Source organism: Kaistia terrae, from assembly GCF_026344005.1.
GTDB classification, from domain to species: domain Bacteria; phylum Pseudomonadota; class Alphaproteobacteria; order Rhizobiales; family Kaistiaceae; genus Kaistia; species Kaistia terrae.
Map to the genome: position 1 here is coordinate 1 of NZ_JAPKNH010000022.1, position 12,642 is coordinate 12,642.

General features: G+C 60.3%; 12 protein-coding genes. 7 read left to right on the top strand and 5 right to left on the bottom strand.

Annotation, left to right across the window (positions count from 1 at the left end; translation table 11 throughout):
• Positions 1-37 precede the first annotated feature (37 nt).
• On the bottom strand, positions 38-820 hold the full coding sequence (locus OSH12_RS25865; RefSeq protein ID WP_266346529.1) for an outer membrane protein: 783 nt from the start codon (positions 818-820) through the stop codon (positions 38-40).
• A 65-nt stretch (positions 821-885) separates the two neighbouring features.
• Positions 886-1,848, bottom strand: a complete 963-nt coding sequence (locus OSH12_RS25870) for a formylglycine-generating enzyme family protein (RefSeq protein WP_266346530.1) — start codon at positions 1,846-1,848, stop codon at positions 886-888.
• 319 nt (positions 1,849-2,167) lie between these two features.
• Between OSH12_RS25870 and OSH12_RS25875 the strand changes: the two genes are divergently transcribed.
• From OSH12_RS25875 to OSH12_RS25895, 5 genes are all read left to right on the top strand, one after another.
• A complete protein-coding gene (locus tag OSH12_RS25875; protein ID WP_266346531.1) occupies positions 2,168-3,973 on the top strand; it encodes an adenylate cyclase in 1,806 nt (601 codons plus the stop codon).
• Between the two features lie 224 nt (positions 3,974-4,197).
• The gene (locus OSH12_RS25880; protein ID WP_266346540.1) at positions 4,198-5,838 is read left to right on the top strand and encodes an arylsulfatase; all 1,641 of its coding nucleotides are present in this window, start codon (positions 4,198-4,200) and stop codon (positions 5,836-5,838) included.
• A 158-nt stretch (positions 5,839-5,996) separates the two neighbouring features.
• Entirely contained in the window at positions 5,997-6,416 is a 420-nt protein-coding gene (locus OSH12_RS25885) for a cysteine rich repeat-containing protein (RefSeq protein ID WP_266346532.1), read from the top strand.
• A gap of 5 nt (positions 6,417-6,421) precedes the next feature.
• Positions 6,422-7,030: an OmpA family protein gene (locus OSH12_RS25890; protein WP_266346533.1), complete on the top strand. Its 609-nt coding sequence runs from the start codon at positions 6,422-6,424 to the stop codon at positions 7,028-7,030.
• Positions 7,031-7,070: 40 nt separating this feature from the next.
• Entirely contained in the window at positions 7,071-8,090 is a 1,020-nt protein-coding gene (locus OSH12_RS25895; RefSeq protein WP_266346534.1) for an HAD family hydrolase, read from the top strand.
• A gap of 240 nt (positions 8,091-8,330) precedes the next feature.
• On the opposite strand, the gene OSH12_RS25900 is transcribed toward OSH12_RS25895, so the two are convergent.
• From OSH12_RS25900 to OSH12_RS25910, 3 genes are all read right to left on the bottom strand, one after another.
• Positions 8,331-9,044: a hypothetical protein gene (locus OSH12_RS25900; RefSeq protein WP_266346535.1), complete on the bottom strand. Its 714-nt coding sequence runs from the start codon at positions 9,042-9,044 to the stop codon at positions 8,331-8,333.
• A 93-nt stretch (positions 9,045-9,137) separates the two neighbouring features.
• A complete protein-coding gene (locus OSH12_RS25905; protein ID WP_266346536.1) occupies positions 9,138-9,440 on the bottom strand; it encodes a hypothetical protein in 303 nt (100 codons plus the stop codon).
• Between the two features lie 3 nt (positions 9,441-9,443).
• Positions 9,444-10,226 carry a DUF2092 domain-containing protein gene (locus OSH12_RS25910; protein WP_266346537.1) on the bottom strand — a complete coding sequence of 261 codons (783 nt, stop codon included), beginning with the start codon at positions 10,224-10,226 and terminating at the stop codon, positions 9,444-9,446.
• A gap of 570 nt (positions 10,227-10,796) precedes the next feature.
• On the opposite strand from OSH12_RS25910, the gene OSH12_RS25915 reads away from it, so the two are divergent.
• Both OSH12_RS25915 and OSH12_RS25920 read left to right on the top strand, forming a co-directional pair.
• Positions 10,797-11,498 (top strand): outer membrane protein, encoded by a 702-nt coding sequence (locus OSH12_RS25915; RefSeq protein ID WP_266346538.1) that lies wholly within the window; start codon positions 10,797-10,799, stop codon positions 11,496-11,498.
• Between the two features lie 240 nt (positions 11,499-11,738).
• Positions 11,739-12,206: a hypothetical protein gene (locus OSH12_RS25920; protein WP_266346539.1), complete on the top strand. Its 468-nt coding sequence runs from the start codon at positions 11,739-11,741 to the stop codon at positions 12,204-12,206.
• Positions 12,207-12,642 lie beyond the last annotated feature (436 nt).

Below are 12,642 nucleotides of genomic sequence, written 5' to 3' on the forward strand. Positions count from 1 at the left end.
AACCCTTCCTGAAATCGGTTTGGCGGATCAGATCTGTCTAGAAATGCACACCAAGGCTCGTGAAGACGCCCTGCTGCGTGGTGTCGTAGACGAAGCCGTCCTTCTCGTAGTCCGTGTAAATTACACGGTAACCGAGTGCGGTCGAGATCGTCTTGGTCCAGTTGTAGCCAACGGCGGCGAAACCCTGCGCGGTGAGGTTGGAACCGACCTCGAAGCCGCCGATGTCGCCGAGCGCGTTGATGAACCAGCGGTCGTTGAAATCATAGTGCAGGCTCAGGCCGACGGTCGGGTCGATCCATTGCTTGGTCCGGTCTGCATCGAAAGAGAACTGCGGATCGGCCGCGTCGAAGTCCAGGGACACGTTCAGGTGCTGATAGCGGAAGCCTGCCGTCGCGCTCAGCTGGAGATTGGGGATGTTGACGGGCAGCCGGTAGCCAACCAGCCCCGAGGCCGTCAACTGCTTCTGCACGAAGTCGATCTGGCCGCGATTGCTGCCGACCGGCCCGTCGCTGCCGACCTTGACCCACATCAGGTCGGTCAGGATCATCCAGTTGCCATACTCGGCCAGGAAGGATCCCATCACCGCGCCGTGGAGGTCCTCGATGGCGTCCCATGGCGTGATGTCGATGCTCTTGGGCGGCAGCCCCAGAACTCCGACGTCGCCGCTGACGCCTGCAGCCCAGCCATAGAGGGTGGCCTGGAAGCGCCAAGCCTCGGCGGGGGCGACGGTTTCGACCGGCTGCGGCGCCAGATCGGCGGCGACCGCTGGAGCTGCCATGGCGGCAAGCAAAAGCGGGACATGCAGGCAGAAGGCTCTCATTTTCCCTCGGAAGGTAGCATGCGCAGATCTCGGCCTCCAAAGTTGGAGTCCAATGAATCGTTTTCTCAGGTTGTCGGACGCCGGACGCAGCGGAAGCCGACATGGCTGGTCGAGGTGTCGATCGCCTCGGCATGACGGGCCGCCGGGCGATAGCGGCGGCAATAGTTCGGCGCGCAAAGATGCGATCCGCCCTTCAGCACCTTGCGGGGAATGCGGATCGCCGGTATGCGCGGGTCGTAGCTAGCGTCGACCGGACCGCCGCGCGGGTTTTCCGGCACGCAGCAGGCCTTCGGCACATCGGCGGGGTGGCGCGTCGACCACCAGTCGCTCGTCCACTCCCAGACATTGCCGATCATGTCGTAGAGGCCGTAGCCATTGGGCGGGTAGGCGCCGACGGGCGAGGTGCGCAGATAGCCGTCGGTCATCAGGTTTTCGGAAGGGAACTGGCCCTGCCAGGTATTGGCCATCTCGCGCCCGCCCGGATTGAACTCGTCGCCCCAGGCATATTCGGCGCCGTCCAGCCCGCCGCGCGCGGCGAATTCCCATTCCGCCTCGGTCGGCAGTCCCTTGCAGGCCCAGCGCGCATAGGCTTCGGCGTCGGAATAGGCGACATGCACGACGGGATGGTCGTCCAGGCCCTTGATCGAGCTGCCGGGTCCGGCGGGCCGGCGCCAGTTGGCGCGGAAGCGGAACGCCCACCATTGCGACCAGTCGCGCGTGTCGACGGGATGGCTGGGCGGCGTGAACACCAGCGAGCCTGCCTTCAGCATATGCGGCAGGGCGCCGGGATAGTCCTTCGGATCCGGGGCAATTTCCGCAAAGGTGACATGGCCGGTCGCCTCGACGAAGGCGCGAAACTGCGCGTTGGTCACCGGCGTCGGATCGATGAAGAACCCGTCCACCGTGACGCGGTGGGGCGGCTTCTCCTCCGGATAGTGGTCGTCCGAACCCATGCGGAACGTGCCGCCGGGAATGTGGACCATGCCGGTCTCTTCGCGATCCGCAGCTTTTGCGGTGGCATTCTGCATCGTCTCGTCCCCTTGCTGAATGTCCTGCATGGGAGCGAATCAGCGTGTGTTCGTCGAACTTATGGGGCGGCCGCTACGCTGTCGCTGGGGTGAATGTATCCTACGTTCGGCAACGAAGCTGATAAGAGAATCCAAGTTAACTTGCCCCCTATCCACTTGATCGTAAATAGACTGCCGCCCCTTGAAAAAGTTGGCCGGGACCTCTACGGAATGTGTAACATACATATGGACCTTCGCCCGAAGCGGACTAGGCCTGCGCTTGTTTGATGATGTCCACGGATGCCGGGGATGATGTGTGCCGCAGAGTACTCGGACAAAAGTGCAGCTTCCGGACGGCATTTCCGCCAAACCAGCTGAGGTTGAGGCGCAGCTGAGCCGGATCTTGGCGAGTCCTGATTTTCACGTCACGGACCGCGTCAGTCATTTTCTGAGCTACGTCGTCAATGAGACTGTTGCGGGTCGGGCGGAACGGCTCAAGGCATTTTCCATCGCGCTTGAGGTTTTCGGCCGCGGGCCCAGCTTCGATGCCCAGAACGATCCCGTGGTTCGGATCGAGGCCAGCCGCCTCAGGGCGGCGCTTGAGCGCTACTATTTGACCGCGGGCACCAGCGACCCGATCGTCATATCGATTCCAAAGGGTGGATATACGCCAACTTTCGCCCGCCGCGACGTCCCGGTCGCTTCTTTGGAAACGCCGGAGGCGGCGAAAGATCCGATAGAGCCTCCCAAAGGGCGGCCATGGCGTGCCGCGGGCGCCCTCGTCCTGTTCCTAGCGACAATTTTCTTGGCCGGGCTCATCTATTGGTTCCAGGGAGGACGGAACCACCCACCGGAAAAGGCCACCAATGCCGGCCCGGAAAGCCCTGTGATCGTTGTTCTGCCGTTTTCGGCTCTCGATGACGATGCCACGACCAAGCTCTACGCTGCAGGCCTCACTGAGGAGATCATAGGCCAACTAGCCCGGTTTCGAGAGCTGACGGTCTACGGAAGAGAGACTTCAAGCAAGATCTCTGCCGAGACCGATGGAAATAGCCTCCGGACGCAGCTCGGCGTTCGCTTTTCGGTTGAGGGGGCTGTCAGAACGTCCGGGCAAAAGCTTCGTGTCACGAGTCGGCTGGTGGACCTCAATACGGGCGCGGTCCTTTGGTCCCATGCCTATGATGAAGACCTGCATTCTCGGGATATGGTCGAAGTCGAGCAAGACGTGGCCCGGAACGTCGCCACAACCTTGGCACAGCCATATGGCATCATTTTCCGCGCCGACGAGCAACGTGCCGGCAGGCAACAGCAGGCACCGCCCGATGATATCGAGGCGTACGGCTGCACGCTGCGGTTCTATGCGTATCGACTGCAGTTAAACCCAACATCTCATGGCGAGGTTCGAAACTGCCTTGAGGAGGCCATTGCACGCTATCCCGACTACGCCACGGCATGGGCCATGCTGGCCTACGTCTACCTCGATGAGGACAGGTTCGGGTTCAATCCGCAGCCGAACGAAGAGCCTGCCATCCAACGAGCGCTCAATACCGCGCGAAAGGCTGTCTATATCGATCCCGCCAACGTTCGCGCATCCCAGGCCCTCATGACTGCCCTATACTTTGACCTGCAGCCTACTGAAGCGATGCGGATCGGCGATCGCGCCCTGGAACTCAATCCGAACTACACCGAACTCCTGGGTGAATTTGGTAGTCGACTTGCGATGAGCGGTCACTGGGACCGGGGCGTCGCCCTGATGAAGCAGGCTCTGGATCGCAACCCCGGATATGCCGGCTTCTACAACGGCGTTCTTGCCTTGGCGGCCTATATGAAGGGCGACATCCCCCAGGCTGTCACCTTGATACAGCAGGCCAATCTGCCCGAATTTCCGCTCTACCATGTCGTGGCGGCAGTCATCTACGCCGAGGCGGCAATGCCGGATGAAGCCAAGGTTGAGAGAGAAGCGTTCCTCCGGATGCGGCCACGGTTCTTCGACGATATGGATGCCGAACTTTCCAAGAGGGGGTTCACGTCGGTCGACAGAACAAGGCTTATTGCCGGGGCACGAAAGGCGGGTTTCCCGGTCCTGGAAAAGGATACGGCTGTTTCCCCAGCCATCAATTCCCCAACAGATCTGTCCAAGCCCTAGGCAGGCTCGCCGTAGGTCCTAAGCCATAGAGGCTACAGGATGATACACGCGCCCGCTTTGCGCGGCTGGTACCCCTTAACCTGGATTTACTCCTAGCTACCGCTTGAACGTTGCGGTTGCGGTATAATCGTCAGGGAAGGTCTCTCATGAAGCAAAGCATCAAAGCGATATCGGCCAGCAAGAGCGCAATAGCGGGCGATGTCGGAAAAGCAAGTCGGATATGCATGCGGGCGATCTCCCGTTCGGTCATGCTCTGCGCTTCGGCGCTGGTCTCCCTGGCGACACTGAGCGCCGCGCAGGCCCAGTCCGCCCCGCAACCCAATATCCTCGTCATCATGGGTGACGATGTCGGCTGGTCCAATCTCGGCGCCTACAACCAGGGGATGATGCTCAACGCGACACCAAACCTGGACCGGCTCGCTACCGAGGGGATGCGCTTCACCGACTATTATACCGAGGCGAGCTGTACCGCAGGCCGCGCCAACTTCATCACTGGCGAACTGCCGATCCGAACCGGATTGACAACGGTCGGCCAAGCAGGCTCCGCGCTGGGTATGCCTGAGGCGGCGCCGACGATTGCAACAGCTTTGAAATCGCTGGGTTACACAACGGGTCAGTTTGGCAAAAACCACCTTGGTGACCGCAATCAGTTTTTGCCGACCGCCCACGGTTTCGATGAGTATTTTGGCTATCTGTACCATTTGAACGCGATGGAAGATCCCTTCTGGAACACCTATCCGCCAGAATGGAAAGCGACTATCGGCCCCCGCAATCTGATCCACAGTTGGGCGACCAACGTCGATGATCCCACCGAACAGCCACGCTGGGGGAAGATTGGCAAGCAACGTATTGTCGATGAGGGCCCGCTCCCACCCGGACCGATGCCTGGAATCAAATACGATATGACGACGTTCGACGAGGTGATCAGCGCCTCGACAGTCGCGTTCATGGAAAAGGCGAAGACGGACAAGAAGCCCTTCTTCGTCTGGATGAACCCGACCCGAGCCCATGTGAACACCTACCTGTCGCCGAAATATCAGGCGATGCGGAATCCCGAGACCGATTTCGGCCTCGAAGAAGCGGCGCTCAAGCAACTCGACGACAATGTCGGCGTCGTGCTGGACTGGGTGAAGAACAGCGGCCAGGAAGACAACACCATCGTCCTCTTCACGACGGACAATGGTGCTGAGGTTTACACATGGCCAGATGGCGGCACGACGCCGTTTGCCGGCGCCAAGGGCATGGTAACCGAAGGATCGTTCCGCGCCCCTGCGATCATTCGCTGGCCTGGCAAGATCAAGCCTGGTTCCGTTTCCAACGGAATCATCTCAGGTCTGGACTGGTTCCCTACCCTCGTGGCGGCCGCTGGCAATCCCGATATCAAGGAACAGCTTCTCAAGGGTCAGCCCCTCGGTGAGAAGTCCTACAAGGTGCACCTGGACGGTTATGATCAGACCGCCATGCTCAGGGGCGAAGGTCCTTCGAAGCGCCGTGAAGTCTGGTATTTCGCCCAGACAAAGCTCGGCGCCCTGCGGTATGACAACTACAAGTACCAGTTCATCGATCAGCCGCAGGGTTGGATCGGCTCGGTCAACACGCCCAACATGCCGATCTTGACGAATCTCCGTCACGATCCGTTTGAACGGATGAACTGGCCGAACAACGGCTTCGCGGAAGGCTCCGTCGGCTACTGGGATTCGTTTAAGCACGAAATGTGGCGGTTCCAGATTCCCGCGCAGGTCATCGCCGAATATGCCCCCTCCTTCGTGGCGTTCCCTCCGATGCAGTCCGGCGCGAGCTTCAGCATTGGTGATCTGAAGGCGACGATCGAAAAGGCAATTGAAGCGTCCAAGGCAGGGCAGTGACCGCCAGGCTTGCCTCTGCGGGGAACTGACGATTTGACGTCTACTCGGCGGAAGCACCAACGCTTCCGCCGAAGTCATGAGACCCCCTTTTTCATAGAGACTGACGCGCCGTCGACGCGTCCCGCCCTCGACGGGCAATAGTCAGGAAAGCGCGTGCCATGCGATCTACTAAAATCAGTCTTGCAGCCATTCTCACGATGGCCTTCCTTGCACCATCCACGGCGCAGACGATCAGCTATTCGGAAGCTGGCGCCTTGCTCGCCAAGAGCTGCGGCAAGGACATCGAAAAATACTGTCCCAAGGTCAATCTCGGCGGCGGGGCGCTCAAGGACTGCCTGATGGAGCGGGCCGCGCAGATCAGTCCGCAATGCATCGCCGACTACAAGACCGTGGTGGCGTCGCTGAACGCGCGCCTTGCGGCGCAGGCGGCGGTGACCAAGGCGTGCCAGGGTGACGCGACGCAGTTCTGCCAGGGCACGGCGCCTGGCAACGCGCATTACCTCAACTGCCTGAACGCAGCCAAGAAGGTTGTCAGCAAGCGCTGCACCACCGCCATTACCAACGCTGGCTGGAATTGAGCGTCATGTCGAGATCGATCCGGAATACATCGCTTCTTTCGCTCGCTGTCGCCGGCATGCTTGCCGGCGGACTCACCTATGCCGGCGCGCAGACGGCGCTGAGCGGCGACCAGATCGTCCAGACCATGGGGAGCGCGGCGCGGGCCGCCCCTCCCGGTCTCTCGGCGGCGCTCATCCGCCAGGCCGTGCAGCAGCACATGATCGACAATCCGGGCATGCCCATCACCTGGAAGCCGTTGCAACTGCTGGATAACCTCGCGCAGATCAACGTGCAGATCCAGTTTGCGCTGAATTCGGCGATCATCCGGCCGGAATCCTATTCGACGATCGGCTCGATCGCCGATGCGCTGCATCACCCCATTCTGGGCGGATACAAGTTCGTCATCACCGGCAACACCGACACGACCGGCAACCGCAAAGACAATCTGGCGCTGAGCCAGGCCCGAGCCGACGCCGTGGTGGAGGCGCTCACGACCACGTTCAGCGTCGACCCCGCCCGTGTCGAGGCGGTCGGTCTCGGCGAGGAGGCGTTGGAAGACGTGAAGAATCCGAAGAACCCGATCAATCGCCGCGTCCAGCTGATCAATATCGGCAAGTATCTGCCCGGCAAGTAGCCGTCGATCTCGCAAGTTTCCTCGAAGCACGGAGATCTTCATGGATTGGTTCAGACAGACTATAAGCCGCCGCGTTCTTCTGTCGGCTACGATCGCCCTCGGGCTTGCCGGGAACATCCATCCGGCTTCGGCTCAGACGGATCCTCTGCCTTCCTGGAATGACGGTACCGTCAAGTCCAGCATTATCGATTTCGTGGCAAGGGTGAAAAAAGAAGGCGGCACCGACTTCGTCAAGCCTGAGGAGCGCCTCGCGACCTTCGATAATGATGGCACGTTGTGGTCGGAGCAGCCGTTCTATTATCAGGGCGTGTTTGCGCTGGACCAGATCAAGGCGCTGGCTCCCTCCCATCCGGAATGGAAGACAACCCAGCCTTTCCAGTCTGTCCTCGAAGGCGATATGGCGGGGGTGATGAAATCAGGCGAAAAGGGGCTCACCGAAATCATCGCCGTCAGCGCATCCGGAATGAGTACGGATCAATTCAACAAGACGGTGGCCGACTGGTTTGCGACGGCTCGCGAGCCCCGCTTCAAGCGTCCCTATGGCGAGATGATATTCCAGCCCATGCTGGAACTCCTTACCTACCTGCGATCCAATGGTTTCCAGACCTATATCGTGTCGGGCGGCGGCGTCGAGTTCATGCGCGTCTACGCCGAGAAAGCGTATGGAATTCCGCCACAGCAGGTTGTCGGATCGTCCGGCGTTGTCAAATTCGAACTTGGCACAGAAGGAAAGCCGGTTCTCATCAAGCAACCCAAGATCGAGTTCGTTGACGATGGACCCGGCAAGCCCGTCGGTATCAATCGCTTCATCGGTCGCCAGCCCATTTTTGCTTTCGGCAATTCGGATGGCGATTTGCAGATGCTGCAATATGCGGCGGCCCGCAAGGGAGCGAGCTTCCAGGGCTTGGTTCACCACACTGACGCAGAGCGCGAGTGGGCCTATGATCGCGCTTCCAAGGTGGGAACGCTGGACAAGGCATTGGATGCAGCGACGGCGAACGGCTGGACCGTCGTGGACATGAAGCGCGATTGGAAGGTCATCTTTCCGCCGCTGAAGTGAACGAGAGGCGCGCCTGCGAATCGTGCGCGCCCTCCTTTAGAGGATCCTGCAGGACGCTCCCTTCCGTGGCCGACCTTCCCGCCCAAAATCGCTTGGGCCGGAATTGCCTCCATCGAAGTGCGAAGCTGGCAGTAGGCGAAGGCCTACTCAAAATTTGAGCGCCGGCGGCCAAAAGGCCGTCGGCGCTCAAATTGCTTATCCATCAGAGAGAGAGCCCCCCGCAGCGACGCTGCGGTCTCGTCAGTAGGGTCTGTAGTAAGGCCCCGCATAGGGCGGATAGTACGGATAGGGTGGCGGGGGCGCATAGGCGTATGGATGATAGTATGGCGAGGCCGCTGCGGCACCGATCGCAGCGCCAGCAACGGCCGCTCCGGCCGCAGCTCCATACCAGGCGCCACGATAGGCGGATCTGCGGGCAACACCGGCATAGGACAATGGCGTGAACGGCATGCCGATGATGTCGATGAACACTGCCGCCGAACCGTCGCCGCCCTTCAGATCGCCCTCAAGCACCTCGACGTCGAATGTGATGTTCGACCCCTCCGCCTTCGGCGATTTCAACACCACCACGGCGTCGCTTACGCCGTCGCCGTTCTTGGCAAAGACGGACACGGTCGCGTTGGGCGGATCCTTGGCGAAGCTGTCTTCAGCCGCCCATTCCTCGAGCACATGCGTGGTGAGCACATGCCCGGCCGCCCGAACGGGTCGATCGGCAAACATGATCGAGTTCGGAGCGACGCCGGTCAGTGTCAGCTTTCCGTCCTTCATCGTGGCGCCAGCAGCGTTGAGCACGATAAGCGAAGGCTCCATCTTGGCCTTGGGCGCCTGCTGCGTCACGCCGATGCTCTTAATAGCGGGCGCCGTAATGGCGCTGGGCGCTTCTTGAGCCAGGGCGGCTGTCGCGCCGACCAGCGATAGGGTGACGATTAATTTTAGTCTCAGATGTCGTGACAATTGAGTCTCCCACTCCTGCCTGTGTTGATGATCCCGAAGGCTCAGGCTGATTTCAGCAGCCACTGCAACGGTCGGACTGCATTTCAGGCGCCGCTAGGGACAACGCCAGATCAACTGGCCATAGGCGTTCACGACCTGCCAGCAGCCCGGGCGTGGCGCCACCACAACCACGGGCGCGACGACAACGGCGCCAGGAACCACGGCCCGCGCAGTCGTGCGTCGCGCCACGCCGGCGTAGCTCATAGGGGTCAGGGGGCGGCCGATGATGGCCTCTGCCGTTGAAGTGCCGATACCATCGACACCTATTGGCGCTTGATCGCTGATGAAAAGTGCGGCGGCACCCACGACAACGGCGATGGCCAGCCTGAAAGTAGAGGTCGTTTTCCGGGTCATCATTGCCTACTTCAAAGGAGCGCTGGATGGGACTTCGTCGATGTTCTGCAGATCGGAGATTTCCACCTTCTTCGCGCCGTTCGGCGGTGTGAACGCAAAGGTGGAAGCCTCAAGCTTTGGGCTCGTCTTCCAGTCCTTGACGACCAGGGTGTATTGCGGCGCGCCGGTCACAGCCTTGCTGGTGATCACGTACTTGCGGGGGATCGGTTGATCGCCGACCTGGATCCAGATCTGCCAGTCCGTCTCGTCCGTGCGGAAGGCCAGATGATGGCAATCCACCCCCTCGACCACGCCACGGCCGATGTTCTTGGCGTCCGTGACGCCCTGCACCAGGGCGGAGAAGGAGTCGACCCGAAGAAGGTCAGCTGCTGGAAGCTCGATACCGACTTCAGCTCGCAGTCGATCGATCTGCTGATCTGTCGATCCACTGAGCGGGGCCTGCGCGTAGGCGTCCAGATTCTTGCCCAGTACGGTTACCGTGGTGCCGTCCGCATAAAGCGCGACATCGGCATAACCACCCATCCGAGACGCCCTTAACTTGTCGGGCCGGCTGAGTGCGACATCCCCGGAACTCGCGAATTGGATCTTCTGGAGATCGGGCGTTATCACCTCGATGTCAGTATCGAAGGTGAAAGCGATGTTCTGCTGAGATCCGACATAAGTCGACATTGCCTTGAGGATCGCGGCGGCATCGTCGGCCTGTGCGGTCGTCGCGCTTAGGGCGGTCAACCCGGCCAAGGTGGCTAGCGCCAGGGAACGCCTGCGTAGCCGAGGGTTCTTGTGCTGCATAAGGATTGTTCCTTGCGAGGGCAGCGATCGGCGCCGGCTTAGCGGTCACGCCGAGCATGGCTCCCCCTGGGCAGATGGGATGGAAAGGGTGGACAGCCTGTGGGTGCGACATCCGTGAGCGGGAGTAAGTGGCGGCCAATCGAGCCTTGGACTCACGGCTCACAGTTGCCCACGCCCTGCCCTATGGCTTCATGGTGCCATGACCAAGCTTTAGGCGCTTTGCCGTCCGGTGTCTTTGGTGTGGGTGTAACCTACGTCGTTCCGCGCCGTTCAAGGCATGCGAGATCGGCAAGTTCGCGCAACACTCAGGCTCGTTACAACTCTCGATGATGTCTGCGCGGTAAGATTGGCCAGGAATTGAGCTCTGATGAACCCGCGTTTGCCGCAGCTTTGTCCGAACCCCGATGCTCACGGCATAGAGCCTACAGGATGCTACGCGAAAAGCGTCAGCGAGCCTGATAGCTCTGGAACGATCGCCGCTGACGCCAGCGGGTTTTGCGCGCTCGCGGCATGTCTTGGTTTCGCTGCTGGCACACGTTGGAAGAACGAGCCCAGCAAAGGCCCATCACAATGACGAATGCCATTATCTATAGCCTCGCCTTCGTGCCAACACTTCTCTTCGCTGCAGGGGCAGCACAGGCCGCGGACCTGACGACGGCCCCGGCACCGGTCGAGGAGATGGCCCCCGAGCCAACACTGACCTGGTCGGGGCTGTATATCGGTGGCGATTTGGGATGGGGGCAGACGAGCACGTCCTACGCGGTCACGGCGCCAGGCGGCGGCTCTTCCTTATCCTCCACGAACAGGGACGGCGTCCTGGGCGGCCTGTTTGTTGGCTACAATTGGCAGTTCGACAAGGTCGTCCTCGGTGCGGAAGTCGACGCGTCGTTCCTGACTACTGGCGAGGAGCGCTTTACAGCCTTCACCGGAGACTTTGTGACGGCACGCACCAACTGGGTAGGCTCCGCACGCGGACGCCTGGGTTATGCAATGGATCGCGGCCTGTTTTACGTGACGGGCGGCCTCGCCTTCGCATCGTCGGAGGTCAAGGTGCCCCTAACAGGCATCTCGGTGGATGCGGGCGACTCGGCTCGATGGGGCGGAACCGTGGGCGTGGGCGCGGAATACGCGCTTTCATCGCATTGGATCACCGGCGTTGAATATCGCTACACACGGTATGAAAGCAGCACGCCTAACATCCCAGGCGATATCAACATCTCTCAGGATCTGGATACGAACCAGATCACGGCGCGCCTCGCGTATAAATTCTGATCTGCACTCGAGCAGGCTCCCTTCCCTGAAAGCGACGATGGGCGCGGACGGATTGCTCGAGTTGATGATCGACAATTGAGGCGCGCCGAGTCTGATCCAAAGACGACGATATCGTTGACCGTGCGTTGGTCGTGATACTCGCTCTGACCGTTGGACGACTTTGGCGAAAAGCGAACACGAACCACCCGCGCGTTCACCGGCTACAGCAGCGAGTTGCTAGTCGCCATCACGAGAGACCAATTGCCCAACGTTACGAAATCGATCCTCTACGGGCTGGCTTTGTCCGTGCAGACCGCTTCCGCTCTGATGTTGTTTTGTGTGATTTTTCCAAGCTTTCACAGGCTCTTTTCCAGCTTGGGTGAGCCTCAGCAGATTGATCGAGGAGCCCAGTTGGCCATTCTCTTCGGCGTTACGATGCTGCAGAGCTCGTATTGGCTACGACTGCGATGGCTCCCCGTGATAGCTCCCATGCACAGCGTCTTTTTCGGCCACGTCGTACTTTTTGCCGGACGCGTGAGTTTCTTTTTCGGCGGGGCGTTGTTTTCGACGATCTTCTTCCGTCACGTTCCCGACTTGGAGTTTCTACCGCCTCTTGGCCAATCCGTGGCCAAGGCGATCGCCGTTCTCGCTATCCTCTTTTCGCTCTTTTGCTACTCGCTCGAACTGGAGCGACTGGGCAAGGCGATCGAGGACCAGAGGGAAGCCTGAGACTCAGTAACACCAGATTCACGGAACAATGAAAGGGACAGCACCAATGCAAAAACTCTTCGTACTGCTGACATTCAGCGCCTGTATGGCCACGATAGCTGGCTGCACAAGCAATCCCGACTCCGCGGCAATCAAGACCATGAACGATCCCGTGAATGCTTGCGGGCCTGGCGGGTCCAGCGACTCTGACGATTGCTCAAGCGGACGACGCTAGTCGACACGGCCAAGCGGACGGCGGTTAGCAGTGCGCGATCTTCATCGACAATCTTTGGGCGGAGAGCGGAAAATTTCGTTCAAGCGTCGACAGTCGCTAAAGAGGCGGGGACGATGCGTGGTTCGGATCAACATGTCCAGTCGGCAGCGCTGGTTTGGGCGGTCCGCGTGTTCGGAGAGGACAGTCCGGAATGGCTGCTTAGGTGACTGCGCTGAGGGAAGC